Annotated in this window: 26 protein-coding genes, 1 tRNA gene and 1 pseudogene; 8 read left to right on the forward strand and 20 right to left on the reverse strand. The window is 71.7% G+C overall.

The genetic code is table 11. The features are described 5' to 3' along the window. Nucleotides 1–280 precede the first annotated feature (280 nt). The 7 genes from OG494_RS27110 to OG494_RS27140 all read right to left on the reverse strand — a co-directional run bounded on the left by OG494_RS27110 (nucleotide 281) and on the right by OG494_RS27140 (nucleotide 7,687). The gene (locus OG494_RS27110) at nucleotides 281–1,240 is read right to left on the reverse strand and encodes an SRPBCC family protein (protein WP_328443316.1); all 960 of its coding nucleotides are present in this window, start codon (nucleotides 1,238–1,240) and stop codon (nucleotides 281–283) included. A gap of 115 nt (nucleotides 1,241–1,355) precedes the next feature. Further along, complete coding sequence (locus tag OG494_RS27115) at nucleotides 1,356–2,210, reverse strand: FAD binding domain-containing protein (RefSeq protein ID WP_328443317.1); 855 nt, start codon at nucleotides 2,208–2,210, stop codon at nucleotides 1,356–1,358. Beyond that, complete coding sequence (locus tag OG494_RS27120; protein ID WP_328443318.1) at nucleotides 2,207–4,645, reverse strand: xanthine dehydrogenase family protein molybdopterin-binding subunit; 2,439 nt, start codon at nucleotides 4,643–4,645, stop codon at nucleotides 2,207–2,209. The genes OG494_RS27115 and OG494_RS27120 overlap by 4 nt, the downstream gene beginning before the upstream one ends. Beyond that, on the reverse strand, nucleotides 4,645–5,169 hold the full coding sequence (locus OG494_RS27125) for a (2Fe-2S)-binding protein (RefSeq protein WP_328443319.1): 525 nt from the start codon (nucleotides 5,167–5,169) through the stop codon (nucleotides 4,645–4,647). Before OG494_RS27125 ends, OG494_RS27120 begins: the two co-directional genes overlap by 1 nt. A 204-nt stretch (nucleotides 5,170–5,373) precedes the next feature. Then, nucleotides 5,374–6,486: an XdhC/CoxI family protein gene (locus OG494_RS27130; RefSeq protein WP_328443320.1), complete on the reverse strand. Its 1,113-nt coding sequence runs from the start codon at nucleotides 6,484–6,486 to the stop codon at nucleotides 5,374–5,376. Continuing rightward, nucleotides 6,479–7,591 (reverse strand): vWA domain-containing protein, encoded by a 1,113-nt coding sequence (locus tag OG494_RS27135; protein ID WP_328443321.1) that lies wholly within the window; start codon nucleotides 7,589–7,591, stop codon nucleotides 6,479–6,481. The genes OG494_RS27130 and OG494_RS27135 overlap by 8 nt, the downstream gene beginning before the upstream one ends. 22 nt (nucleotides 7,592–7,613) lie before the next feature. Continuing rightward, nucleotides 7,614–7,687 (reverse strand) — tRNA-Arg (locus OG494_RS27140). A 278-nt stretch (nucleotides 7,688–7,965) separates the two neighbouring features. On the opposite strand from OG494_RS27140, the gene OG494_RS27145 reads away from it, so the two are divergent. Further along, the gene (locus OG494_RS27145; RefSeq protein WP_328443322.1) at nucleotides 7,966–8,325 is read left to right on the forward strand and encodes a hypothetical protein; all 360 of its coding nucleotides are present in this window, start codon (nucleotides 7,966–7,968) and stop codon (nucleotides 8,323–8,325) included. Nucleotides 8,326–8,431: 106 nt separating this feature from the next. Here the strand turns inward: OG494_RS27145 and OG494_RS27150 are convergent, their stop codons facing one another. The 11 genes from OG494_RS27150 to OG494_RS27200 all read right to left on the reverse strand — a co-directional run bounded on the left by OG494_RS27150 (nucleotide 8,432) and on the right by OG494_RS27200 (nucleotide 18,778). Further along, nucleotides 8,432–10,198: a hypothetical protein gene (locus OG494_RS27150; protein ID WP_328443323.1), complete on the reverse strand. Its 1,767-nt coding sequence runs from the start codon at nucleotides 10,196–10,198 to the stop codon at nucleotides 8,432–8,434. Nucleotides 10,199–10,244: 46 nt separating this feature from the next. Next, complete coding sequence (locus OG494_RS27155) at nucleotides 10,245–11,117, reverse strand: AAA family ATPase (RefSeq protein ID WP_328443324.1); 873 nt, start codon at nucleotides 11,115–11,117, stop codon at nucleotides 10,245–10,247. 577 nt (nucleotides 11,118–11,694) lie between these two features. Then, complete coding sequence (locus tag OG494_RS27160; RefSeq protein WP_328443325.1) at nucleotides 11,695–12,270, reverse strand: nucleotidyltransferase family protein; 576 nt, start codon at nucleotides 12,268–12,270, stop codon at nucleotides 11,695–11,697. Continuing rightward, the gene (locus OG494_RS27165; protein ID WP_328443326.1) at nucleotides 12,263–13,096 is read right to left on the reverse strand and encodes an IclR family transcriptional regulator domain-containing protein; all 834 of its coding nucleotides are present in this window, start codon (nucleotides 13,094–13,096) and stop codon (nucleotides 12,263–12,265) included. The genes OG494_RS27160 and OG494_RS27165 overlap by 8 nt, the downstream gene beginning before the upstream one ends. A 9-nt stretch (nucleotides 13,097–13,105) precedes the next feature. Continuing rightward, nucleotides 13,106–13,507, reverse strand: a complete 402-nt coding sequence (gene pcaC / locus OG494_RS27170) for a 4-carboxymuconolactone decarboxylase (protein WP_328443327.1) — start codon at nucleotides 13,505–13,507, stop codon at nucleotides 13,106–13,108. Next, nucleotides 13,504–14,280: a 3-oxoadipate enol-lactonase gene (pcaD, locus tag OG494_RS27175; protein ID WP_328443328.1), complete on the reverse strand. Its 777-nt coding sequence runs from the start codon at nucleotides 14,278–14,280 to the stop codon at nucleotides 13,504–13,506. The genes pcaC and pcaD overlap by 4 nt, the downstream gene beginning before the upstream one ends. A gap of 14 nt (nucleotides 14,281–14,294) precedes the next feature. Beyond that, the gene (pcaG, locus tag OG494_RS27180) at nucleotides 14,295–14,849 is read right to left on the reverse strand and encodes a protocatechuate 3,4-dioxygenase subunit alpha (protein ID WP_328443329.1); all 555 of its coding nucleotides are present in this window, start codon (nucleotides 14,847–14,849) and stop codon (nucleotides 14,295–14,297) included. After that, a complete protein-coding gene (gene pcaH / locus OG494_RS27185; RefSeq protein ID WP_328443330.1) occupies nucleotides 14,849–15,586 on the reverse strand; it encodes a protocatechuate 3,4-dioxygenase subunit beta in 738 nt (245 codons plus the stop codon). Before pcaH ends, pcaG begins: the two co-directional genes overlap by 1 nt. A 10-nt stretch (nucleotides 15,587–15,596) precedes the next feature. Then, a complete protein-coding gene (locus tag OG494_RS27190) occupies nucleotides 15,597–16,778 on the reverse strand; it encodes a thiolase family protein (RefSeq protein ID WP_328443332.1) in 1,182 nt (393 codons plus the stop codon). A gap of 16 nt (nucleotides 16,779–16,794) precedes the next feature. After that, complete coding sequence (locus tag OG494_RS27195; protein WP_328443334.1) at nucleotides 16,795–17,553, reverse strand: CoA-transferase subunit beta; 759 nt, start codon at nucleotides 17,551–17,553, stop codon at nucleotides 16,795–16,797. A gap of 415 nt (nucleotides 17,554–17,968) precedes the next feature. Continuing rightward, nucleotides 17,969–18,778 (reverse strand): CoA transferase subunit A, encoded by an 810-nt coding sequence (locus OG494_RS27200; RefSeq protein ID WP_328443336.1) that lies wholly within the window; start codon nucleotides 18,776–18,778, stop codon nucleotides 17,969–17,971. A 151-nt stretch (nucleotides 18,779–18,929) separates the two neighbouring features. Here OG494_RS27200 and OG494_RS27205 point away from each other — a divergent pair. From OG494_RS27205 to OG494_RS27220, 4 genes and pseudogenes are all read left to right on the forward strand, one after another. Then, nucleotides 18,930–20,204 (forward strand): annotated as a pseudogene (locus OG494_RS27205) (alpha-galactosidase); the annotation flags it as partial. Nucleotides 20,205–20,313: 109 nt separating this feature from the next. After that, nucleotides 20,314–21,201, forward strand: coding sequence for an SGNH/GDSL hydrolase family protein (locus OG494_RS27210; protein ID WP_328443338.1), 888 nt, complete (start codon nucleotides 20,314–20,316; stop codon nucleotides 21,199–21,201). 9 nt (nucleotides 21,202–21,210) lie between these two features. Next, nucleotides 21,211–22,149: a 2-hydroxyacid dehydrogenase gene (locus tag OG494_RS27215; protein ID WP_328443340.1), complete on the forward strand. Its 939-nt coding sequence runs from the start codon at nucleotides 21,211–21,213 to the stop codon at nucleotides 22,147–22,149. Next, nucleotides 22,146–23,270 (forward strand): glycerate kinase, encoded by a 1,125-nt coding sequence (locus OG494_RS27220; RefSeq protein WP_328443342.1) that lies wholly within the window; start codon nucleotides 22,146–22,148, stop codon nucleotides 23,268–23,270. Before OG494_RS27215 ends, OG494_RS27220 begins: the two co-directional genes overlap by 4 nt. A gap of 51 nt (nucleotides 23,271–23,321) precedes the next feature. Here the strand turns inward: OG494_RS27220 and OG494_RS27225 are convergent, their stop codons facing one another. Both OG494_RS27225 and OG494_RS27230 read right to left on the reverse strand, forming a co-directional pair. Beyond that, a complete protein-coding gene (locus OG494_RS27225; protein WP_328443344.1) occupies nucleotides 23,322–23,615 on the reverse strand; it encodes an iron-sulfur cluster biosynthesis family protein in 294 nt (97 codons plus the stop codon). Nucleotides 23,616–23,696: 81 nt separating this feature from the next. Then, nucleotides 23,697–24,107, reverse strand: a complete 411-nt coding sequence (locus OG494_RS27230; RefSeq protein ID WP_328443346.1) for a hypothetical protein — start codon at nucleotides 24,105–24,107, stop codon at nucleotides 23,697–23,699. A gap of 148 nt (nucleotides 24,108–24,255) precedes the next feature. Between OG494_RS27230 and OG494_RS27235 the strand changes: the two genes are divergently transcribed. The 3 genes from OG494_RS27235 to OG494_RS27245 all read left to right on the forward strand — a co-directional run bounded on the left by OG494_RS27235 (nucleotide 24,256) and on the right by OG494_RS27245 (nucleotide 25,554). Continuing rightward, nucleotides 24,256–24,735 (forward strand): GtrA family protein, encoded by a 480-nt coding sequence (locus OG494_RS27235; protein WP_328443348.1) that lies wholly within the window; start codon nucleotides 24,256–24,258, stop codon nucleotides 24,733–24,735. An 11-nt stretch (nucleotides 24,736–24,746) separates the two neighbouring features. Beyond that, entirely contained in the window at nucleotides 24,747–25,103 is a 357-nt protein-coding gene (locus tag OG494_RS27240) for a YidH family protein (RefSeq protein ID WP_328443350.1), read from the forward strand. A 154-nt stretch (nucleotides 25,104–25,257) separates the two neighbouring features. Next, a complete protein-coding gene (locus OG494_RS27245; protein ID WP_328443352.1) occupies nucleotides 25,258–25,554 on the forward strand; it encodes a hypothetical protein in 297 nt (98 codons plus the stop codon). Nucleotides 25,555–25,672 lie beyond the last annotated feature (118 nt).

The following is a 25,672-nucleotide window of genomic DNA, read 5'->3' on the forward strand; positions in this document are numbered from 1 at the left end:
AACCGCGAAACCGCTCCAGCCTTCCCCGCCCCAAGGCAACGACCACCGGCGCGGCAACTCCAACCGCGAACCCACCCGAGCCTTCCGATGGCGCAGGACACAGCCATCGGAAGGGAACAGCGGCCGACAACCTCACCCGCACCTTGTGGGCCACCACTGAGATGGAGCCGCGAGTCGCACCTGCCGAACAGCACAGCGCTGCCGAGGGTGCGATCCCCACCGAACACGGGCCAGGAGCGCAGGCTGGCCGGTCGACCTCAGCGGGAACGGCTGCTTGAGGTCACTTGCGCAGTGCGCGGACGATCGCCACCAGGCCGACGATCGCGGCGATCCCGAGTACCACCGGGGCCAGCCGCTTCAGCACCGAGGCACCCGCGTAGTCGAGGAGGTCGATCGCCTCGGTTTCCGGGGCCGCGGGGACGCTGCGCAGCGCGGGCCGCTCGGTCGCGGGCTTCGGCTCGGTGTTGATCTCCGCCGTGGTCGGGGCCGGCTTGACCGCCGGTTCCGCCTTCGCGGCCGGTGCGGGCTCGGCCGCGGCAGACGACGCTGCGGGCTTGGCCGCGGCTGGGGACGGAGCCGATCCGGCAGCCGAGGCGGGCTTCGCAGGCGACGCCGAGTCCTTCTCCGCGGCCGGGGCCGCCGCGGCCTTCCCGGCAGACTGGGCAGAGGTCGGGGCCGAATTGGGCTTCGCTGCCGACGCCGCGGTCTTCTCGGCGGCCGGAGCCGGAGCCTTCTCCGCAACAGGGGCTGCAGCCGCGGCCGGCGCGGCAGCGGCTGCGGGCTTCGAAGCCTCCCCCGACGGGGCCAGCTTTCCGGACAAACAACCCGCGAACGTGTCGAGGATCTTGCCGCCCACCTCGCTGATCAGGCCGCGGCCGAACTGGGCGGGCTTGCCCGTGATGGACAGGTCGGTCGCGACCGTGCCGTGGGTTCCGCCGTCCGCCTCGGTCAGCGTCAGGGTGACCGTCGCGGCGGCGGTGCCCGCGCCGCGGGAGTCCTTGCCCGAGGCCTTGATGGTGACCTTGTGCGCGGCGTCGTCCTTCTCCAGGAACTCACCGTTTCCCTTGTACAACAACGAGATCGGGCCCAGCTTGACCTTCACCGTTCCGCTGAACCTGTCGCCTTCGACCTTGGTCAGCGCGGCACCGGGCATGCACGGGGCGACACGCTCGGGGTCGACGACCGCCTGCCAGACCTCGCCGATCGGAGCCGGGACGGTGAATTCGTGGTCGAGCCGCACGGGCCGACCTCCTTTCTGCCAGACCTGGGTGCCTGGTGCCCCACCCTAGTCGCACCCGGGACCCGTGACCCGGCGCCGGAACGCCGGGGCACGGGGAGCCCGGAGAGCTACGGAATCAGGCGCCGGCCGCCGCCGTGATCGCGCGGCCCGTCAGTACCGTGGCCAGGTGGCGGCGGTATTCGACGTCGGCGTTGCCGTCGACCGGCGGATTCGTTCCCTCCGCCGCGTGCGAAGCCGCCTCGCGGATCGCGTCGGCCGAGGCCTGGACCCCGACCAGCGCCGCTTCGACGCCGGAGGCGCGGACCGGGGTCGAGCCCATGTTCGTCAGCGCGACCCGGGCCTCCTCGATGACGCCGGCCTCGGTGCGGACGGTGACCGCGACGGCGACCATCGACCACGCCTGGGCGACCCGGTTGAACTTCTCGTAGTGCCCCCGCCAGCCCGTGTGCTTGGGCACGCGGACCTCGACCAGCAGCTCGTCCGGGGCCAGGGCGGTGGTGAACAGGTCGCGGAAGAAGTCCGCGGCCGGCACCGTCCGACGCCCGGATGGGCCGGCCAGCACCATCGACGCGTCCAGCGCCAGCACCGGTGCGAGCAGGTCGCCCGCCGGGTCGGCGTGCGCGATCGCGCCGCCCAGTGTGCCGCGGTGGCGGATCTGCGGGTCGGCGACCGTGTCGGTGGCCGCTTTCAGCAACGCCGCGTGCGACGCGATCAGCGAGTCACGCTGGACGTCGTAGTGCGTCGTCATCGCACCGATCGCCAGGTCGTCGCCGTCTTCGCGCACGCCTCGCAGCTCCGGGACGCGCCCGAGGTCGATCAGCGTGGTCGGCGTGGCCAGGCGCATCCGCAGCACCGGCAGCAGGCTCTGCCCGCCGGCCAGCACCTTGGCGTCCTCACCCGCCGACGCCAGGGCCTGCACCGCCTCGTCCACTGTGGACGGGCGGACGTAGTCGAACGAAGACGGGATCACAGGGCACCTCCGGTGGCGTCGATCGAGCCGAGCCCGCCGCCGGCCTCGTTGCCGGGCCCGCCGGCGTCGGTGGTGCCGTACCGGATCGCGTGCCACACCCGCATCGGCGTCAACGGCATCTCGATGTCGTTCACCCCGAACTGGCGCACCGCGTCGATCACCGCGTTGACCACCGCCGGGGTCGACGCGATCGTGCCCGCTTCGCCGACGCCCTTGGCGCCCAGCGGGTTCGTCGTCGACGGCGTCTCGGTGCGGTCCGTGGTGAACGACGGCAGGTCCACCGCCGACGGCAGCAGGTAGTCGGCGAACGTGCCCGTGGTGAGCGTGCCGCTCTCGTCGTGCACGGTGCCTTCGAACAGCGCCTGCGCGATGCCCTGCGCGAGCCCGCCGTGCACCTGGCCCTCGACGATCAGCGGGTTCACCGCGACGCCGACGTCGTCGACGCAGACGTAGGAGCGCAGCTTGACCCGGCCCGTCTCGGTGTCCACTTCGGCCGCGCACAGGTGCGTGCCGTGCGGGTAGGAGAAGTTCTCCGGGTCGAACGTCGCGTCCGAGTCGAGTGACGGCTCGACACCGTCGGGCAGGTTGTGCGCCGCGAACACCGCGAGCGCGACGTCACCCATCGTGGTGGACGCGTCGGTGCCCTTAACGGTGAACTTGCCGCCGGCGAACTCCAGGTCCTCCTCGGCGCATTCCAGCAGGTGCGCCGCGATCGGCTTCGCCTTGGCGACCACCTTCTCCGCCGCCTTGACGACGGCGATCCCGCCGACCACCAGCGAGCGCGAGCCGTAGGTGTCCATGCCCTTGTGCGACGACTGCGTATCGCCGTGGATGACCTCGATGTCCTCGAACGCGACACCCAGCTGGTCGGCGACGATCTGGCTCCACGCCGTCTCGTGGCCCTGACCGTGCGCGGACGCGCCCGTGATGACCTCGACCTTGCCGGTGGGCAGCATCCGGATCGCCGCGTGCTCCCAGCCGCCGGCGCCGTAGTCCAGCGAGCCCAGCACCCGCGACGGCGCGAGCCCGCACATCTCGGTGAACGTCGAGATGCCCAGGCCGAGCTGCACCTTGTCCTTCGACGCCCGGCGCCGCTCCTGCTCGGCGCGCAGGCCGTCGTAGTCGAAGAGCTGCTTGGCCTTCTCCGTCGCGGCCTCGTAGTTGCCGGAGTCGTAGGTCAGCCCGCACACCGTGGTGAACGGGAACTCCTCGTGCTTGATCCAGTTCTTTTCGCGCAGTTCCAAGGGATCCATGCCGAGCTCGTCGGCGAGCTCGTCCATGATCCGCTCGATGGCGAACGTCGCTTCCGGACGGCCGGCGCCGCGGTAGGCGTCGGTCAGCGTCGTCGTGGTGTACACGTTGGTGCACGCGAAGTGGTAGGCCGGGAACTTGTAGATCGCGTTGAACATGAACGCGCCGAGGATCGGGACGCCGGTGCCGACCAGGCCGTTGTACGCGCCGAGGTTGGCGAGCAGCTCGACCTTGAGCCCGGTGACCGTCCCGTCGGCGTTCGCCGAGATGGTGATGTCCTGGATCTGGTCGCGGCCGTGGTGCGCGGCGAGCATGGTCTCGGACCGGGATTCGTTCCACTTCACCGGTTTGCCGAGTTTCTGCGCCACGAGCAGCGACATCATCTCTTCCGGCAGCACGCCGATCTTGCCGCCGAAACCGCCGCCGACGTCCGGGGCGATCACGCGCAGCTTGTGCTCCGGGATGCCGAGCGTCAACGCCGCCATCACGCGCAGGATGTGCGGGACCTGGGTGGCCGACCACATCGTGGTCTGGGCACCGGTCGGGTCGACGACGCAGGCACGCGGTTCCATGAAGGCCGGGATCAGGCGCTGCTGGCGGAAGCGGCGCTTGACGACGATCTCGGACGAGCTGATCGCGTCCTCGACGTTGCTGCCGGTACCGGCCTCGGCGGAGTCGAACTTCCAGACCGCGCTCGTGTTGCTGCCCTGGTCCTCGTGGACCAGCGGCGCGCCGTCGGCGATCGCGGCTTCCATGTCGAGGATGACCGGGAGCTCGTCGTACTCGACGTCGATCTCCTCGAGCGCGTCGTGCGCTTCGGCCGAGGATCGCGCGACGACGACCGCCACGCCTTCACCGGCGAAGTTGACCTGGTCGGCGGCGAGCACCGGCCGGCGCGGCGCCTTCATGTCCGGCGTGATCGGCCACGCGCAGGGCATGCCGATGGAGCTGTCCGGGTCGAGGTCCGTCGCGGTGAAGACGGCGACGACGCCGGGCGCGCTCTTGGCCGCCGACGTGTCGATCGAGACGATCTTGGCGTGCGCGAACGGGCTGCGCAGGACCGCCATGTGCAGCATCCCGGGCAGCGTGATGTTGTCGGTCCAGCGGGTGCGGCCGGTGATCAGCCGCTCGTCTTCCTTGCGCCGCCGTGACTTTCCGACTTCCGGTTCGATTGTCGCGGTCATCAGTCACCACCCACGCCGACGTGCTTGGTCTCGGTGATCCGCTCGGCGTCGGGTCCGGCGCCGGGGCTCATGTGCTGCGCGGCGTCGCGGACCGCGCGGACGATGTTCTGGTAGCCGGTGCAGCGGCAGAGGTTGCCTTCGAGTCCTTCGCGCACAGCCTGCTCGTCGGGGTCCGGGTTGTCGGCCAGCAGGTCGATCGACTGCATGATCATCCCGGGCGTGCAGAACCCGCACTGCAGCGCGTGGTTCTCGTGAAAGGCTTTCTGCACCGGGTGCAGCTGCCCGTCGCGGCTGAGGCCCTCGACGGTGGTGACTTCGCTGCCGTCGGCCTGCACGGCCAGGACGGAACAGGATTTCACGCTGTGCCCGTCCAGGTGGACGGTGCAGGCACCGCAGTTGCTGGTGTCGCAGCCGACGACCGTGCCGACCTTGCCGATCCGTTCTCGCAGGTAGTGCACGAGCAGGGTGCGCGGCTCGACTTCGTCGGTGTAGTTCGTCCCGTCGACGGTGACGGTGATCCGCATCAGGCCTCCAAGAAAAGCGGCGAGCCGGTTCGGGAACGGCCGAGCCCGACCGTGATCGGACTCACAAACCCGAGCGTGCTACGCGACCTTCGCGCGGACAAGTCCTGATGTCACACGTTCGGCGGCCCGTTCCGCAGATGCGCGCAAATCCACTGTGGATCACCGAATTTGCGGAGACACCAGCTGGGTGAACTTTTCGCGGGGTCAGCTGTGGATGCGACCGGAAAGCTCCGCGAGCCGCCGGCCGCCGCCGCCCCACCGCAACGCGATGATCTCCGCGGCGATGGACACCGCCGTCTCTTCCGGGGTGCGGGCGCCGAGATCGAGGCCGATCGGCGAGGACAACCGCTCCAGTTCGGGCTCGGTGATGCCCGCTTCGCGCAGCCGGGAAAACCGGTCGTCGTGGGTCTTCCGGGAGCCCATCGCACCGACGTACCCGACCTCGAGGCGCAGTGCGACCTCCAGCAGCGGGACGTCGAACTTCGGGTCGTGGGTCAGCACCGCGATCGCGGTGCGCCGGTCGATGCGCCCCGCGTCGGCCTCGGCCCGCAGGTACCGGTGCGGCCAGTCGACGACGACCTCGTGCGCGTCCGGGAACCGGCTGCTGGTGGCGAACACCGGCCGCGCGTCGCACACCGTGACCTGGTAGCCGAGGTAGGCGCCCATGCGCGCCATCGCGGCGGCGAAGTCGATCGCGCCGAAGACCAGCAGCCGGGGCGGCGGCTCGAAGGAGTTGACGAACACCGTCATCCCCTCGCCGCGGCGCTGCCCGTCCGGGCCGTAGTGCAGGGTGCCGGTGCGGCCGCTGGCCAGCAGGCCGCGCGCGTCGTCGGCCACGGCGTCGTCCATCCGCGACGACCCCAGCGAGCCTTCGGTGCGATCGGGCCACACGACCATGTGCTCGCCGACCAGGCCTTCGCGCTCGTGCTCGATGACCGTCACGACCGCGACGGGTTCGCCGCCGCGGACCGACGCGACGACGTCGCCCAGCTCCGGCATCGAGTCGCGGTCGACGTGCTCGACGTAGATGTCGATGATCCCGCCACAGGTCAGACCCACCGCGAAGGCGTCGTCGTCGGTGACGCCGTAGCGCTGCAGCACCGGCTTGCGCTCGGTGACGACCTCCTGCGCCAGCTCGTAGACCGCGCCTTCGACGCAGCCGCCGGACACGCTTCCCGCGACGGTGCCGTCCGGGGCGACGACCATCGCCGCGCCCGGGGCGCGCGGGGCCGAGGAGAACGTGGCCACCACGGTGCCCAGCCCGACCGTCTCCCCCGCCGACCAGCGGCGGAACACATCATCCAGTACGTCACGCATCGGAAATCTCCCCGAGCAGTCGTTCCAAAGTGGCCAGGGTGTGCCCGGCCAGCAGCCGGTCGATGTGGGGCAATGCGGCCACGATGCCCGACTGGACCGGAGCGTACCCCGCACGGCCGACGTGCGGATTCACCCAGAATACGGCGTGCGCGAGCCGGCGCAGCCTCGCGAGCTGCTCGCCGAGCAGGCTGGTGTCGCCGCGCTCCCAGCCGTCGGAGAAGATCGTGACGACCGCGCGCCGGGCCACGCCGCGCTGTCCCCAGCGGTCGAGGAAGGCCTGCAGCGTCTCGCCGAGGCGGGTGCCGCCGGCGAAGTCCGGCACCGCGGCCCCCGCCGAGAGCATCGCCCGCTCCGGGTCGCGCTGGCGCAGCTGGCGGGAGACCCGGGTCAGCCGCGTGCCGAGCGTGAACACCTCGACGGACTGGGGCGCGGACCGCGTGAGGACGTGCGCGAACCGCAGCAGCGCGTCGGCGTACGGGCTCATCGAGCCGGAGACGTCGATCAGCAGCACGACCCGCCGCGGCCGCGAGCCGCGGCGGGTGTGCGCGAGCCGGACGGGTTCACCGCCGCTGGCGAGCATCGCGCGCAGCGTGCGGGCCGGATCGAGCCGTCCCCGCCGTGCCGGCGTCCGCCGGGAGGCGCGGCGCCGGGGCGGCACGGGACGCAGGGTGGCCAGCAGTTCGCGCAGGTGCTCGCGTTCGGCGGTGGTCAGCGCGGCGAGGTCGCGGTGGCGCAGCACCTCCTGACCGCTCGCGGCGACTTTCAGCTGGTCAGGACCGTCGCCGCCCTCGGCGTCCCCGCCGGCGGTGTCGACGAGCGGCGCGATCCGCGCTTGCTTCGGCACAGTCGTCTTCGCGCGGCGCGGGCCGGACGGTTCGATCGAAAACCACTGGCTGAAGGCCTCTTCGTAACAGGCGAGGTCGTCGGGGCTCGAGCACAGCGTGAGCCGCCCCGCCCAGTACAGCTGGGTGGGCTCGGCGACGTCGACCTCGGCGACGGCGGCCAGGTAGGCCTGCACGCGGTGTGCGTCGCAGGCGACACCCGCCTCCCGCAGCGCGGCGGCGAACCCGGCGTACCCGGCGACCGGATCGGAGACCGTGGTCATGTCTCCATTGTGCGCTTGTCGGCGTCCCGGCGAGGAGTCGAACCTCGGACCTCGGCGTTCGTAGCGCCGCGCTCTGTCCTGCTGAGCTACCGGGACGGGGCGGCCTGCGCACACCCCTCCCCGGGTAGGCGCAGACCGCGCTCTTCGCCGCGGCCGACCCCGGTAGCGACGGGGCGGGCGCGAAGAGCCTTCAGAAAGAATTCAGCGGACGGCACGGGAGATCGTGCCGCATCGGAGCTTCCGGGTTTCGGTCACGATCTCCTCCTCTCGGGCTTTCTCGGTCGGGCTTCTCGGTCGGGCTTCGGTGCTGGAGGAAGAATGCCGGACTCTTGGTGGCGCGGCAACGCATTTACGCGGCGTGCGACCATGCACCCGTGAGCTACGACCTGGTTGTGTGGGACGGACCGGCACCGGTGGACGACGCCGGAGCCGCGGCGGAGTACGGCCGCCTCTACATGAAGTACATCGAAATGTCGGCCGCGCGGCCACCGTGGCCGACGATCACCGAGTACGTCCAGGCCTTGCTCCGCCGGTGGCCCGATCTCGGCGCGCACGATCTCGACGAGACTTCTCCGTGGGCCACGAGCGGGTTGATGTCGAACGCGAGCGGCCCGCTGCTCTACTTCGGCATGGGCCGGGACATGGCCGGCACGGTCGTCTCCGGCGCCGTCGCCGAAGCCCGGCTCCGGAACCTCGTGGTCTACGACCCGCAAGAACGACGCGTCCGGTCTTAGGAGCCGCCCTGGCCGCGACGTCCGTCGGCTCGCTGTCCCTCCGGAACCACGACGCGCCCGCCCCGATCATCCTTTGTGGACTTTCGAGACGGGCGCGTCGTCCGGGTCAGGAGACCTTGATGCCGGGCTTGACGGGCGCGCAGCCGCGGAGGCCGGCGGTCTTGTTGAGCTCCAGGACCGGCGGGAGCGTCTTCTGCGCGTACGCCTGGAGTTCCGCGAGCTTCGCGGGGTCGACCAGGTCGCGGCGGACGTGGTAGCTGACCCAGTTGCGCGAGTCGACGGTGTCGTCGCCGATCGGGCGGTTCACGAAGATCGTCGCGTAGTCGCGGTCGAACCGCGGGTCCTTGTCGAACTGCAGCGTCGTGATCCACGAGCCGATGAAGGTGATCAGCTTCGGCTTCGCGACGGTGAACGTGTAGTCGCGCAGGCCGGCCATGTCGGCCTTGTGCAGGTAGTCGGCGATCGGCTTGTCGCCGAGGCCGGCCAGGTCGAGCACGCGAAGACGGCTGCCGAGCGACGTCCCGCCGAGGTCGATCAGGCCGACCTGGGCCGAGTCGGGGAGTTTCAGGATGTCCGCGAAACCGTTGACGGCCTGGGCGTCGCGCTCGGCGACGATGCAGAACGCGGTCTTGACGTGGGCGCGGTAGGTCTTGCCCTCCGTGTAGAGCCCGCTGACCGAGCTGACCAGGGCGATCACGAGCAGGCAGGCGAGCGTGATCCGGCCGCGCAGCCGCGCCGCGGAGAGCGCTTCGACCACCGCTATCGCGCCGCCGAACGCGCCGAGCGTCCACACCGGCGTGGCGAACCGCAGCTGCCCCATCCAGTCGACCTCGAGCACGATGAACGCGATCACGGTCAGCCCGAACGGCACCAGCAGCGCGATCAGGCCGGTGCGCAGCCGCGACGGCCGGACCAGCAGCATCACCAGGCACGCGACCGCGACGGCGACGACCAGCCAGCCGATGTAGTCGACGATCTGCCCGGGCCGGGCGAGGTCGTCGACGCTGGGCGGTTCCTGCCCCTTCGCGACGGCGGTGTTCGGCACCAGCCGGCCGAACTCGAACCAGCGGAAGACGACGTAAGCGCCGTAGGGCACGACGAACGCGGCCACCGAGACGACGACGGCGCGGATGCTGCGGGCGAGCAATTCCCGCTTGAGGAACACCGCGACGACGATCGGGTAGGCGCCGGCGTAGATGATCCCGTCGGGCCGGGTCAGCGCGGCGGCCGTGGCGATCAGGCCGGTGCCGAGGGCGACCTGGTAGGTCAGCAGCTTGCCGCTCTGGACGGCGCGCAGGCAGAGCACCGCGAGCGCGGCGACGGTCAGCGCGTAGAACGAGTTCTCCAGGCCGGAGAAGCACCAGATCACGAACGACGGGATCGCGGCGAGCGCCGCGCCGGCGACGAAGGTGATCAGGGCCGGGCGGCGGCTGAGTGTCTTCGCGCCGAAGTAGAACAGGACCAGGATGCCGAGGCAGCAGGCCAGGGCGAGGGCCTTCGGGAACAGGATCTGGTCGTTGACGCCGAAGATCGTGCCGTGGTCGAACAGCCCGACGAGCTTGCCGAGGGCGAGCAGGATCATCCAGGTCGGGTTCGAGTACCCCTCGACCGGCAGGGCGCCGGGCTGCAGCACCGGGCCGAAGCCGTCGGCGACGTCACGGGAGTAGGCGAACGTGATCGCCGCGTCGTCGATCATCCAGTGGCCGTAGAGCGAGGCGTGCGCGGCGATCAGCGCGGTGCCCCCGACGATCGCCAGGACGGCGGCGAGCTTGCCCCGCCGGCCCCGCCCGGTGTCGGACGGGCCGGCCGGCTGAGGCCGATCCGGCTCCGGCTCGGCCAGTGGTCTCGCCTCGGTCGTCTCCGCCACGCTCATGCCTCAGGTCCTCCCGCGCCTTCGGTCATCCCCCGGAACCGGCCCGTCAGGCGAACAGGGCGTCGAGTTTCGCCCTGACCCGGTCGAGGTCTTCGCTGTATTTCAGGACCGCACCGAGCGTTCGTGCCGCCGATGCCGCGTCCAGCTCGTCCCGTTCGAGAGTCATCAGAGCTTTAGCCCAATCGAGTGACTCCGCTACTCCGGGTGGTTTCAGCAAGTCCATTTGCCGAAGTCGTTGCACCGCTTCAGCTACCTGCCGAGCCAGAACTTCACCTATTCGAGGGATTCTACGGCGCAGGATCGTGACCTCTCGCATCAGGTCCGGGTGTTCCAGCCAGTGGTAGAGACAGCGTCGCTTGAGCGCGTCGTGGACTTCACGGGTCCGGTTGGACGTCAGCACCACCAGCGGCGGCTGCTCCGCGCGGACCTCGCCGTACTCGGGGATGGTCACGGCGTATTCGTCGAGCAACTGCAGCAGGAAGGCTTCGAACTCGTCGTCGGCGCGGTCGATCTCGTCGATCAGCAGCACGCACGGGGCGCTGATGAGTGCCTGCAGCAGCGGCCGGGCCAGCAGGAACCGCTCGGTGTAGAGCGACCGTTCGGCCGTCTCGACGTCGATCCCGCCGCTCGCTTCGAGGGCGCGCAGGTGCAGGAGCTGCCGCGGGAAGTCCCATTCGTAGAGGGCCTGGGCGGCGTCGATGCCCTCGTGGCACTGGAGCCGCACGAGCGGCCGGTCGAGCGCGGTGGCCAGCGCGAGGGCGAGCGCGGTCTTGCCGGTGCCGGGTTCGCCTTCGCAGAAGAGCGGCCGCCCCATCCGCAGGGCGAGGAACCCGGCGGTGGCAAGGCCGTCATCGGCGAGATAACCGGTCCGATCCAGCGCGGCGGCGAGTTCTTCGGGTGAGGCGAGCGAGTCGGTCACAGAGTCGATCGTAAGGGGCAACGCAGCGGGCCGCGGCTTACGGTGGCGGCGCCCTGCCAGGTCGGCGGGGTGGTGCGCGGGTGTCCGGACGGTGTGGTCGCCGCTGCGTGCCCAGCGGACGAACTTGGTCCGGGCTCGCAGGACGGCCCAGCTGGGAGTGGCGCCGTCCCGAAGCAGGCTGTCCCGCCACACCGCAACCAGCGGCGTGACGTGCGGACGGCCGTGCGGCCGCACGTGGCGTGCGAGCGACCGTGCGGCCGCAGGTGACATGCAGGCGGCACGGTCGCTCACGACGTGCGGGCGGCCGTCCGCCCATCGGCGACACGAGAATGGGGCAGTGCGCTCGACAAGCCCGGGTAGGTCGTGCCGGGCCGGGCCGGGCCGGGCCGGGCCGCGCCGGGCCGGGCATCGGCGCGGCCCGCCCCGCCTACTTGTCCACATCCCCCGAAATCCCTCCACAACCTCGCATCTTTCCTAGGGAAAGTGCCGCTTCAGCCCCCGGAGACGCATCTTTCGGTATGAAAGTGGCGGGGTTGGGGTGGCATCGCTGTGCGGGTGGTGGGGCGCGAAGGGGGGGTTAGGTCGGTAGGTCTGCTCGGTGGTCTACGTCGCGGCCGCTGCCCAGGTCTGCGCACTCGATCAGCTTCAGGTCTTCGCGGGTGGCCAGCCAGTCTCGGGCGCCGTGGTCTCCCCGGGCCGTCCGAGCTATTTCCGGCCACCAGTCGCGGCCCAGCAGGACCGGGTGGCCGGGGACTCCCTCGTACGCCGCTCGGGCGACCGCGTTCACGCTTGCGTGGGCCGCTACCCGGGTGAGGATTTCGGGGCCTACCCAGGGGAGGTCGACCAGGTGGACCAGGGCCGCGGTCGGGCCGGGAGTGGTCGTCAGTGCCGCCAGGCCGGCGCGTAGGGAGGCGCCCATGCCGGTTGCCCAGTCTTCGGCCACCACCGCCAGGCCGGGGTCCGGGAGCAGCGCGCGGACCTCGTCGGCCGCCGCACCCAGGACTACCCGGATCGGGGTGCAGCCCGCTTCCTCCATGACCCGCAGTGCCCGCCGGACGAGGGGTTCACCGTTCAGGTCGGCCAGAGCTTTCGGGCCGCCGAAACGGCGGCCCGCGCCCGCGGCCAGCAGGAGGCCGGCGGCCGGCTCAACCATGGGCCCGGCCCGGCGCACCTGCCGACAGGTCCGACTCGATCGCCCGGGCCGTGGCCAGCAGCGGCGGGACCAGCTCGCGCTCCACCGACTCGGCCGTCGTGCGGCTCGCGTGCGTCGACAGGTTCACCGCCGCGACCACCTTGCCCCGGCGGTCGTGGATCGGGGCCGCCACCGAGCGGAGACCCTCCTCCAGCTCCTGGTCGACCATGGCCCAGCCCTGCTCCCCGACCCTCGTCAGCTCGGTGCGCAGGCTGTCGGGCGCGGTGACCGTGCGGTCGGTGAGACGGTCCAGCCTCGCGACGACGAAGTACGCCTCCAGCTCCGCGGCGCTGAGGCCGGTCAGGAGGACGTGCCCCATCGACGTCGCGTACGCCGGGAACCGGGTTCCCACGTTGATGCTCACCGTCATGATCCGGGAGACCGCCACCCGCGCCACGTAGACGATGTCGGTGCCTTCCAGCACCGAGACCGAGCTCGACTCGTGGACGTCGGCCGAGAGGTGCTCGAGGTGGGGCTGGGCGACCTCGGGCAGCGTCATGCTCGACAGGTACGAGTACCCCAGCTCCAGGACGCGGGCGGTGAGCGAGAAGTACTTGCCGTCCGTGCGGACGTAACCGAGGTCGGTCAGCGTCAGCAGGAAACGGCGCGCCGCGGCGCGGGTCAGGCCCGTCGCGCGGGCGACGTCGCTCAGGGTCAGCTCGGCCGCGCCCGCGTGGAACGCCTTGATGACGGCCAGCCCGCGCTCCAGCGACTGCACGTGGTGGGCACCACGGTGAGCCGGCTCGCCGTCCAGTTCGACTTCGAAGGGGGGCCGACTCGCGTCCATTCCGAGACCCTATCCGGCGTCGGCGGGCAGGGCGCTCGGCTCGCCGAGCTCGGCCAGGGTGCGCTGGGCGATGGCGAACGCCGCGTTCGCCGCCGGGGCGCCGGCGTAGACGGCGGTGTGGAGCAGGACCTCGCCGATCTCGGCCGCGGTGAGGCCGTTGCGGATCGCGGCGCGGACGTGCATCGGCAGCTCGTTGTGCGCGTGCAACGCCGTGAGGGCCGCCAGCGTGACGCAGCTGCGGGTCCGCCGGTCCAGGCCGTCGCGGGACCAGACCGTGCCCCACGCGCCCTCGGTGATGTAGTCCTGGAACGGGCGGCTGAACTCGGTCGTGCCCGCGACCGCGCGATCGACGTGCTCATCGCCCAGCACCTCGCGGCGCACCTTCATGCCCTGCTCGTGGCGGTTGGTCACAGTGCCTCCAGGTGCCCGAGGATCAGTCTGGTGAACTCCTCGGGCTGCTCGTAGTTGCCCAGGTGCGCGGCGTTCGCGACGACCTCGAGCCGCGCGCCGGGGATGCCGTCGGCGATCGGGCGGGAGTGCTCCTCCGGCGGGGTGGCCGGGTCGTCGGCGCCGGCGATGACCAGGGTGGGGGCGGTGATCTTCGGCAGCACGTCGAGCAGGTCCATCCGCTCGATCGCGCCACAGCAGGCCGCGTAGCCCTCGGCCGGGACCTCGGAGATCATCGAGCGCAGGAACGCGGCGCGGTCCGGGTGCCGTTCGAGGTACGCGGGCGTCAGCCACCGGCCGACACCCGCGCCGGCCACGGCCGCGGTGCCCTCCGCGCGGACCCTCCGGGCGCGGTCCGCCCACATCCGGGGCGGGCCGAGCTTGGCGGACGTGCAGCAGAGCACCAGGCTCGCGATCCGGTCGGGCGCGTGGACACCGAGCCACATGCCGGCCATCCCGCCGAGCGAGAGCCCCACGAGGTGCGCCTTCGCGACGTCGAGGTCGTCCAGCAGCGCGAGGAAGTCGGCGCCGAGATCGTCGAGGTCGTACGGGCCGGGCGGCACCGGCGACGCGCCGTGGCCGCGCGTGTCGTACCGCACCACGCGGAAGCCGCGCTCCAGCAACGGCACCACCTGGGGCTCCCACATCCGGAGGTCGCTGCCCAGCGAACCGGCGAACACCACCACCGGCCCGTCTTCAGGGCCTTCGACGACCCGGTGCACCGGTACCGCGCTCACGTTCCCATCTCCGTTCATATCGCGAAGAACACCGTCTCACCGTCGCCTTGGAGACGCACGTCGAAGCGGTAGCCGTCCGCGGTCTTCGCGGCGATCAGGGTGCCCTGCCGATCCTCCGGCACCGTCGCCAGTGTCGGGTCTTCCGCGTTGTCCTGGTCCTCGAAGTAGATCCGCGTGACGACCCGGTTGAGCAGGCCGCGCGCGAACACCGAAACGTCGATGTGCCGCGCCTGCGTGGTGCCGCCTCCGCCGGGCAGCACACCCGGCAGCAGGGTCAGGATCCCGTACGTGCCGTCGGTTTCCGTCGGGCACCGGCCGAAGGCGCGGAACTCGCCGGACGCCTCGCCGCGCGGGTCGTCGGGGTGGTGGAAGCCGCCTTCGGGGTCGGCCTGCCAGGTCTCGATCATGGCGTCCGGGACCGGGTCGCCGGCGCCGTCGCGCACCGTGCCGCGGATCCAGATCGCGCCGGGGGTGCCCTCCGGGACGACGTAGGGGCCGTCGGGCCAGGGCAGGCCGATCGACAGATACGGGCCGACGGTCTGCGAGGGGGTCGGCAGCAGCTCGGGCATCAGTCCTCGTCCTCTTCTTCCTCTTCGAACACCGATGCTTCGCGCCCGCGCAGCACGATGTCGAACTGGTAGCCGAGCGCCCACTCCGACTGCGTGATCCCGTGGTCGTACCGGGAAACCATGCGCTGCCGGGCCTTCTCGTCCGGGATCGAGTTGAAGATCGGGTCCTGGGAGAACAGCGGGTCGTCCGGGAAGTACATCTGGGTGACGAGCCGCTGCGTGAACGCGGAGCCGAACACCGAGAAGTGGATGTGCGCGGGGCGCCAGGCGTTGTCGTGGTTCTTCCACGGGTACGCGCCGGGCTTGACGGTGGTGAAGGTGTAGCGCCCGTCGCTGTCGGTCAGGGCGCGCCCGACGCCGTCGAAGTTCGGGTCGAGTGGGGACGGCCAGCGGTCGCCGGTGTGCCGGTAGCGGCCGCCCGCGTTCGCCTGCCAGATCTCGATCAACGAGTCGCGCACCGGCCGGCCGTCACCGTCGAGGAGCCGGCCGGTGACGATGATCCGCTGACCTTGCGGCTCCTCAGCATGCTGGCGGGTGAGGTCGCTGTCGTGCTCGCCGAGGCGGCCGGGCCCGAGCAGCGGGCCGGTGACCTCGGTCAGCATCTGCGGGAGCAGCACCAGAGGTTGTTGCGGGTAGCGCAAAGCCGTGGACCGGTAGCCGGTGAAGCCCAGCGGCGGATGCGTGCCTTCGGGGTCCGGCCCGTAGCGCGGCAGCTTGAGTTCGGTCGGTGCAGCCATGGTGCCTCCCTTACCGGCCTTCGAGGACGACGGCCAGGCCTTGGCCGACGCCGATGCAGATGGCGGCGAGTCCCCAGCCACCGCCGCGGCGGTGCAGGTCGTGCGCCAGGGTGCCGAGGATGCGGCCACCGGACGCGCCGAGCGGGTGGCCGATGGCGATCGCGCCGCCGTGGGTGTTGACGATCTCGGGGTCGAGCTTCGGCCAGTCGCGCAGGCAGGCGAGGGACTGCGCGGCGAAGGCCTCGTTCAGCTCCACCGCGGCCAGGTCGTCCCAGCCGATGCCGGCGCGCTCCAACGCGATCTCGGCCGCGCGCACCGGGCCGATGCCGAAGACGTCCGGGTCGACCCCCGCCGCGCCGCGGCCGGCGATGCGGGCGAGCGGCGCCCGGCCGAGCCGGCTCGCCGCCGCTTCGTCACCCAGCAGCAGAGCCGAGGCGCCGTCGTTCAGGGGCGACGCGTTGCCCGCCGTGACGGTGCCGTTCTCCTTGCGGAACGCGGGCTTGAGCTTCGCCAGCTTCTCCGGGCTGGAGTCCGGGCGGATGCTCTCGTCGCGGGCCAGGTCCACGCCGTCGACCGGGACGACCAGGTCGTCGTAGAAGCCCTCGTCCCACGCCTTGGCGGCGTTGACGTGACTGCGCGCCGCGAAGGCGTCCTGCTCGTCTCGGCCGATGCCGTACCGCTCGGCGAGCTTCTCGGTGGACTCGCCGAGGGAGATCGTCCAGTGCCCCGGCATCGCCGGGTTGACCATGCGCCAGCCCAGCGCGGTGTTGTAGAGGGTCTGGTTGCCCGCCGGGAAGGCCTTCTCCGGCTTGGGCATCACCAGCGGTGAGCGGGTCATCGACTCGACGCCGCCGGCGACCACCAGGGACGCGTCGCCGACCTGGATGGACCGGCTGGCCTGCATCACCGCGTCGAGGCCGGAACCGCAGAGCCGGTTGACCGTGTTGCCGGGGATGCTCGTCGGCCAGCCCGCGAGCAGAGTGGCCATCCGGGCGACGTTGCGGTTGTCCTCCCCCGCCCCGTTCGCGTCGCCGAGCGTGACTTCGTCCACAGTGGACGGATCGAGGTCGTTGCGGGACTGGATGGCCCGGAGCGCGGTCGCGGCGAGGTCGTCCGGCCGGACGCCGGCCAGCGCGCCGCCGTAGCGGCCGAACGGGGTGCGGAGCGCGTCGAGGACGTAGACGTCGGTCATGCGGTGGCCTTCCGGGTCACTTGCTTGCCTTTTCGAGGTCTCGCAGCACGGCCAGCTCCTCTTCGGTGGGCGCGGGGGTGACCTTGAGGTCGTCCGCGACCCTCAGTGTCCACCCGGTCGCCGCCACCGCGCGCTCCAGTTCGACGCCCGGGTGGAGTTCGGTGAGGGTGAGCTCAGCCGTCTCCGGGTCGGGGCGCATCAGGCCGAGGTCGGTGACCACCAGGGTCGGGCCCCGGCCGGGCAGGCCGAGGCGTTCGCGGTCGCCCTTGCCGGTGCCGTGGCCGAAGGACGTCACGAAGTCGACCTTCTCGACGAACGCGCGGGGGCTCTGGCGGAGCACGACGAACACCTCGCGGCAGGACGCGGCGATCTCCGGGGCGCCGCCCGCGCCGGGCAGGCGGACCTTCGGGTCGTGGTAGTCCGAGCCGATCACCGTGGTGTTGATGTTGCCGAACTTGTCCAGCTGGGCGGCGCCGAGGAAGCCGACGTCGATGCGGCCGGGCTGGAGCCAGTAGTTGAACACCTCGGGGACGCTGACCACGGCGTCGGAGGTGTCGGCCAGCTCGCCGTCGCCGATGGACAGCGGGAGGCGGGACGGCTTCGCGCCGAGGCAGCCGGACTCGTAGATCAAGGTCAGGTCCGGGGCGTGGGTGCGGCGGGCCAGGTTGGCCGCCTTGCTCGGCAGGCCGATGCCGACGAAGCAGGACATGCCGTCGCCGAGGGCGCGGGCGGCCGCGACGCTCATCATCTCGTCAGCGGTGTAGTCGGTGGTCATGCCTTCGCCTCCGCGGTTGTGCGGGTGTCGCCGGGGTCCGGGGCGGTGGGGACCGGGGTGGGCGCCGCCTCGGGGAAGGAGGCAGCGACCTCCTGGCCGCGGACCCGGCTTGGGGTCGTGCGGGCGGGGGTTGCCGGCTGCGCGGGGAAGGCCGGGGCGCGCCCGCCGGGTGGAGTGGGGGTTGCGCGGGCGCGGGTGGTGGTCGCGGATCGCGCGAGGGAGGCGGGTGCGTACCAGCCGGCCCGGATTGGAGCTGTGCGGGCGGGGGCGGTGGTTGCCGAGTGCATCAGGGCGGCCGGGGTGCGCCAGGCGAGACCGCTCAGCGGGGTGAGGGTCAGGTCAACGGGGCCGTGGGCTGCCGGGCTCGTCAGGAAGGGCTGTGGGCGGCGGCTTCCGCGAACGGCCGGGGTGGGGGTCATGCCTTGACCCCGGTGAGGTCGTTCAGCCACTTCGTGAACGCCTCGCGGTCACGGCCCACTTCGTCCCAGGCCTGGTATGCCGCGTTGTCGCGCTCGTAGTAGCCCGCCGCGTAGGACGGCTTGGCGCCGCCGGGGACCTCCGACACCGCGGTGACCACCCAGCCCGGGAGGATGACCGCGCCGGGGCGGGGTTCCAGGGTGTCGACGATCTCCTCCACCGTCACCAGTGAGCGCTTGGCCGCCAGGACCGCTTCCTTCTGGACGCCGGTGATGCCCCACATCTGGACGTTGCCCGCGCGGTCCGCTCGCTGGGCGTGGACGATCGTGACGTCCGGGTTCAGGGCCGGCACCGCCGTCAGCCGCTCGCCGGTGAACGGGCACGTGATCGGCTTGATCGTGTCCGTCTGCGCGGGGAGATCCGTGCCGGTGTAGCCGCGCAGGACCGCGAACGGGAGGCCCGACGCGCCCGCGACGTAGCGGTTCGCCATGCCCGCGTGGCTGTGTTCCTCGATCGCCAGGGGCACCGGCCAGTCGTGCTGGACGGCGTCACGGAAGCGGTGCAGTGAGCCCACTCCGGGGTTGCCGCCCCACGAGAAGATCAGCTTGCTCGCGCAGCCGGCGCCGATGAGCTGGTCGTACACGATGTCCGGGGTCATCCGCACCAGCGTGAGGCCACGCCGCCGCTGGCGGATGATCTCCTGCCCGGCCGCGACCGGGATGAGGTGCGTGAAGCCCTCGAGCGCGACGGTGTCCCCGTCGTGCACCAGGCGGCCCACGGCCTCCTCCAGCGACAGCAGCTCCGCCATCACACTCCCCAAACTGTTCGCATCACGCACACTCGTTCTGAAACCGAACATAGCACGACGGCCGCGGCCCCGACCAGACGTCTTCCACCCAATGGATGACGCACGCACGACGAAGGGGACTTTCCTCGCGCGGCCACGCGAGGAAAGTCCCCTCTACACGGCCGACGGCTTCGGCGGCACGAGCCGGCGCCGGCACTCCTACGTCCGCGAGTTCGTCCAGTCACACCCGGGCGAGCTGCGGCCGATCGTCTACAACTCCTGGGAAGCGACCGGCTGGGATGTCGACGAGCAGACGGAAACGCACCTCGCCGTGGCCGCGGCGAAACTCGGTGCCGAGCTGTTCGTGATGGACGACGGCTGGTTCGGCGCGCGCACCGGCGACACCGCCGGGCTCGGCGACTGGACCGCCGACGAGCAGCGCTTCCCCGCCGGACTGCGGCCACTGGTCGACGCCGTGCACGCGCACGGGATGAAGTTCGGGCTGTGGGTCGAGCCGGAGATGGTCGCCCTGGACAGCGACCTCTACCGCGAGCACCCGGACTGGGTGCTGCACATGGCGCACCGCACGCGCACGACGTTGCGCAACCAGCGCGTGCTCAACTTCGCCCGCCCGGACGTCGCGGACTGGGCGTACCAGTGGCTCGACCGGCTGGTCGGCGAGCACGGGATCGACTACCTCAAGTGGGACATGAACCGCGCCTTCACCGAGGCCGGCTGGCCGTCGAGCGACGATCCGGGGCGGCTGTGGGTCGACCACGTCCGAGCCGTTCACACGATCTTCGACCGGCTGCGGGCCGATCACCCGGACCTGCGGATCCAGGGCTGTGCGGGCGGTGGCGGCCGCACCGACCTGGGGATCCTGGCGCGCACCGACGAGATCTGGGCGTCGGACAACACCGACGCGGCCGACCGGATCACCATCCAGCACGGGTACGGCCAGCTCTACCCGCCCGGCACGATGGCGGCCTGGGTCACCGACAGCCCTAACCCGACCACCGGCCGGGAGGCGCCGCTGCGCTTCCGGTTCCACGTCGCGATGACGGGTGTGCTCGGCCCGGGCGGGGACCTGCCTCGCCGGAGTGCCGCCGAACTCGAAGAGGCGACGTCACTCGTGGCGCTGTACAAGGAGATCCGGCCGGTGGTGCAGCACGGTGAACTGCACCGGCTGGGAGATCCGGCGCGTTCGGCGCTGACCGCCGTGCAGTACGTGCTGGGCGGCGACGTCGTGGTGATCTTCCGGCGGCGGCCGACGGAGTTCGCGCGCCCGTTCACCCCGCCGCGCCTGCCCGGGCTGGACCCGGCGGCGCGGTACCGGGATCAGGACGGCATCGTGCACCACGGCGCGGTGCTGCTGAGTCACGGGCTCGACGTCGAACTGCCGGGGAGCGGCTACGCGAGCGCGGTGGTGCGGCTGACCAGGGTTTGACTACCCACGCCGACCGGCCTCACCAGAACGGGTGAGCGGGATTGACTTTTCACCAGTCGCACGCTGAATGTGAAAGTCCTTCACTTCGCCGCTCGCCAACGGAGGCAGCATGCGCAGGCGTTTGTCCACCCTTCTCGCCGTGCCCGCGATCGCCGCGCTCGCGCTCGCCGCCCCGGCGTCGGCGAGCACCACCTACCACGAATACGTGGCGCTGGGTGACTCCTGGACCGCCGACGTCTTCGTCACCCTCCCGCCCGCCACCCAGTTCACGCCGCTCGACTGCGCACAGTCCACTTCGGACTATCCGCACGAGGTCGCCGGCGCGCTCGGGGTCGAGACCTTCCGCGACGCCAGCTGCGGCGGTGCGACGACGACCGACTTCACGCAGCCGCAGAAGCTGCCGCTGGGCGGGACGAACCCGCCGCAGTTCGACCGGCTCACCCCGACCACCGACCTGGTCACGGTGGGCATCGGCGGCAACGACATCGGACTCGCCTCGGCCGTGACGAAGTGCCTCAACCTCCTGCCGGTGAGCACGTGCAAGGCGAAGTTCACCGCGGGCGGCGTCGACCAGCTGGAAAACGCGGTCAACGCGAGCGAGCCCAAGGTCGCGAGCGCGTTGCAGGGGATCCACGAGCGCTCGCCGCACGCGCGGGTCCTGCTGGTGAACTACCTCGCCGGGCTGCCCGCGAGCGGCAAGGGCTGCTGGCCGGTGATCCCGATCGCCGACGGCGACATCGCCTACCTGCAGGCGAAGTTCCTCCAGATGAACGCGATGCTCGCGCGGGTCGCCGCGGCCAACGGCGCCGAACTCGCCGACGCCTACTCCCCGACCGTCGGGCACGACGCGTGCCAGGCGCCCACCGTGCGCTACGCCGAGGGCCTGATCCCGATCTCGACGAGCAACCCGCTGCTGCTCGCGTTCCCCTTCCACCCCAACGGCGCGGGCGCGGCGGCGCAGTCGGAGATCGTCCTCGGGGCGGTCCAGCGCGGCTAAGCTGTCCGGGTGCCCAAGATCGTGGTGACCCGGTGGATTCCCGACGACGCGGTGAAGGTCCTGGCCGAGGCGGGCGACGTGACGGTGTCGCCCGCCGAACGGCCGCTGACAACGGCCGAGCTGCACGAGTTCGCGGCGGGCGCGGCGGCGGTGGTCGGGATGCTGCACGACCGGCTCGACGGCGCGCTCGCCGACGCCGCGGGGCCCGATCTCAAGGTGGTCGCGAACGTCGCGGTCGGCTACGACAACGTCGACGTCCCGGCTCTGGCCGAACGCGGCGTCGTCGTCACCAACACCCCGGGGGTGCTCACCGACGCCACCGCCGACCTCGCGTTCGGCCTGCTGCTCGCGATCACGCGGCGCCTCGGCGAAGGCGAGCGGCTGCTGCGCTCGCGCACGCCGTGGTCGTTCCACCTCGGGTTCCTGCTCGGCTCGGGCCTGCAGGGCAAGACCCTCGGCATCGTCGGGCTCGGCGAGATCGGCCGGGCGGTAGCGAAACGCGCCGAGGCGTTCGGCATGTCGATCGTCTACACGGGACGGTCGAACCGCGGGGACGGATTCGTTTCCTTCGAAGAGCTTCTGGACCGCTCGGACGTCGTCTCGCTGCACTGCCCGCTGACGCCGGAGACGCGGCACCTGATCGACGCCGCCGCGTTGCGCGCCATGAAACCCGGCGCCTACCTGGTGAACACGACCCGCGGCCCGGTCGTCGACGAAGCGGCCCTCGCGGACGCCCTCGAGGCCGGGGAGATCGCCGGCGCCGCGCTCGACGTGTTCGAGCACGAACCCGATGTCGAACCGCGGCTGCTCGGCCGGGACGACGTCGTGCTCAGCCCGCACCTCGGGTCGGCCACGCTCGAGACCCGCACCGCGATGGCCGTGCTGGCGGCCCGCAACGTCGCGGCGGTGCTCGCCGGGCGTCCCCCGCTGACGGAGGTGAAGCCGTGACCCGTGTCGTCATCGCGCCGGACAAGTTCAAGGGCAGTCTCACCGCGGTCGAGGCCGCGGAGGCCATCGCGCTCGGCGTGCGGGACGCGCTGCCGGACGCCGACATCGTCACCTGCCCCGTCGCCGACGGCGGGGAGGGCACCCTCGACGTGCTCGAAGCCGCGGGCGCCCGGATCGTCCGGCTGACGGTCCGCGGTCCGCTCGAAGAAGCGGTCCACGCGCGGTACGCCGTGCTGGACGGCACCGCGTACGTCGAATCGGCGCGCGCGTGCGGCATCGAGTTCGTCGAGCCCAGCCCGGAAACCGCGCTGGCCGCACACACCTGGGGCGTCGGCGAGCTGCTCGTGGACGCGCTGGTGCACGGCGCCCGCCGGCTCGTCCTCACCGTCGGCGGCACGGCCAGCACCGACGGCGGCGCCGGCATGCTGAGCGCGCTCGGCGCCGGCGTGCTCGACGCGTTCGGTGCCCCGGTCGGCCTCGGCGGCGGCACACTGTCACGGGTCGCGTCGACCGAGCTGACGCCGGTGCGCGAGCGGCTGGCGGGGGTGAGCGTCGCGGTCGCGACCGACGTGACGAACCCGCTGCTCGGCCCGGACGGCGCGGCCGCGGTGTTCGGGCCGCAGAAGGGCGCGGGGCCCGAGGAAGTGGCGGCGCTCGACGCGGCGCTGGGCCGGTGGGCGCACGCCCTGCAGGTCGGCGGTGCCCCGGACGTGTCACGGGTACCAGGCGCGGGAGCGGGCGGCGGGGTCGCGGCGGGCGCGATCGCGGGCCTCGGCGCGACGGTGGAGTCCGGGTTCGACCTGATCGCCGGGCTGACCGGGGTGGACGCGGCGCTCGACGGCGCGGACCTCGTCATCACGGGTGAAGGATCGCTCGACGAGCAGAGTCTCCACGGCAAGGCCCCGGCCGGGATCGCGGCACGCGCCCGGCCGCGCGGAGTGCCGCTGATGGCGCTGGCGGGGCGGATCCAGCTGGACGAGGCCGGGCTGGCGGGCTTGGGCGTCATCGCGAGCAGTGCGCTCATCGACCACGCGGAGTCCCTGGACCATGCGCGGGCGAACGCGGCCGAGCTGCTGCGGGTGCGGGCGGCGGTGCTCGTCAGTGCCTGGCGAAAGCGGTAGAGCGGGCGGACGGGCCTTCCACACCCAAAGAGAAAGGCCCGTCCGCCGCGGTCAGCTCGTGTGCTGCGGCAGCACGGCGAACGCCACGCCGCCGGCATCGTCCTCTTGGACGTCGAGCACCTTGTCGTCCAGCAGCGCCGCTGCTTGGGGCTCGAGGAACACCTTCGGTCCCTCGTCGGCGCCGAGCACGCTGTCACCCTCCGCGGGCTCCGGCGCCACGGACAAGGCCAGCTGGGCGCTTTCGCCCTCGGCGTTCTGGACCGCCAGGCGGAGCCCGGCTTCCCCTTCGCCTTGGCTGGTCAGAGCGGTGATCGCCTCGGCAGCGGCTTCGGTCACGGTCAGCATCTTCGGCCTTCCCTTCGTCGCGGTCCGATGCACTGGGGTCCCACGCTAAATGCGCCCGAACGGACGCGCAGCGTGAGCGGTTCAGCCCTGTCTCGCCTCGCGGATGGCGTCCGCCACGGAACCACCCGCGTAGTCCGCCCGCTCACCCGGATCGGGGTCCGCGTGGCGGTGGGGCAGCTCGTCGTCGGGGATCACCTGCTCGTAGTCCGGCGGCGCGTCCTCGACGGTCTCGTCGAGCTCGGCGGCCGGGGTCGCCGCGAGCGGGCGGTCCGGGATCGGGTCCGGCTCGGTGTCCGGTTCCTCTTCCGCGAGCCGCTGGTCGATCGGCTCGCCTTCGCGGACCTCTTGGGGCGTGGTGCCGAACCGGTCGGCGGCGCTCCAGTGCTCGGGCGGTTCGATGCCTTCTTCGAGCGGGTCGACGCGCAGCTCGTCTTCGTCCAGCGCCTCGCTGGGGCTCAGGCTGTCCGATTCGGCCGAGTCGCGGTCACTCACTGGATTCTCCCGGTGCAGAGGAAATAGTCATCGCCGGGGACCTACCCGAGGCGCCTGGGCCCGAAACGCCCGCGGTGTCACCGGGATCACATTTCTTCAACGGGTTTAACATATTCACAAGTTTGTGAAGGCGGAGTAGCTTCGGATCATGGCCACCACCAGGTGCGCACCGGAACACCGGCCCTTCGCCACCGACCCGGACCGCCACCACGAGCTCGGCACGCACGCGGCGTGGTACGTCGTGGCCGGCATCGTGACAACCGGCGTCCAGGCCGTTCTGTTCCTCCTGCTGCGCGACCGGCTCGGCTCGCAGGTCGCGAACCTGGTCGCGATCGCGCTGACGACGGTCGGGAACACCGAGTTCCACCGCCGCGTCACCTTCGCCGGCCGGCAGAGCAACGCCGGGAAGCGGCACCTGCAGGACTTCCTCACGTTCGCCTTCTACGCCGGGTACGGCTCGGCCGTGCTGGCGATCCTCGACGCCGTCGTCGAGCGGCCGACGTCCTGGGAGGAGACGGGCACGCTGCTGCTGGCCAGCTTCGTCGGCGGGTTCGTGCGGTTCGCGGTGCTGCGCTGGTGGGTCTTCGCGCACCGCAGCGAACCGGCCCGGGCCGCGCACACGGGCTAGCGTCTGCGGACGTGGCCCCGCGAGAAGACATCAAGCCCCACGAGGGCGGCAGTGAACCGGACTACCGCTTCACCCTGGCCAACGAACGCACGTTCCTCGCCTGGCTGCGCACCGCGCTCGGCCTGCTCGCGGGCGGCGTGGCCGTGCACCAGCTCGTCCCCTCGCCCGCCGGGGCCAGCGGCGTGCTCGCCGGGCTGTGCGTGGCGCTCGCGGCGGTCCTGGCGCTGACGGCGTACCCGCGCTGGCGGCGCGTCCAGATCGCGATGCGCGCCGGTGAGCCGCTGCCGCGCAGCCTGATGATCGTGGTGCTGACGGCCGGCCTGTTCCTGCTCATCCTCGCCGCGGCCGTACTCCTGGCCCTTTCGTGACGGCCACCACACCATTCGGTGACCGTCCGTGGTGCCCCGAAACCGGGGTTCCGGCGCCGGTACGCGCCCGCCGAGCCCCCTCGGGCGCAGGCTTATTGGCAGTCGGATTATCGGGACTTCGCGACTACTCCGGCCTCGGCGCGCCGGTGGCGCCATGACCGCCCCCGCCGGCGCGCAGGCCGAGCGGACCGGACTGGCCTGGCGGCGAACCGCCCTGGCCTCCGCCGCCTGCACCCTCTTGCTGCTCCACTCGGCCGCACTCCGCCACTGGGGGCTCGCTGTCCTGCCCGTTTTGCTGTCCGCGGCGACGTCCGCCCTGCTCGCAGGGGTCGGCGCGTCCCGCGAACGGGCCCTGCGTGCCGCCGAACCGGTGGCCATGCCCCGCCTGCTGCCCGCCGTGACGTCGCTCGCCGTCACGTTGACTGCCACGTCCGTGATCGCCCTCCACTGACGGGTGAACTCGGCACATCCTGAAAGCGATTAATCGCAATGTGAGGCGTCTGGTCGCGGTTGCATCACGGTCGCTCCTGCGAACGGGGTATTGGTGGTTGAAATCTGGACTGATGGCC

Origin of the sequence: Amycolatopsis sp. NBC_00438 (assembly GCF_036026695.1) — a bacterium.
Lineage (GTDB): Bacteria > Actinomycetota > Actinomycetes > Mycobacteriales > Pseudonocardiaceae > Amycolatopsis.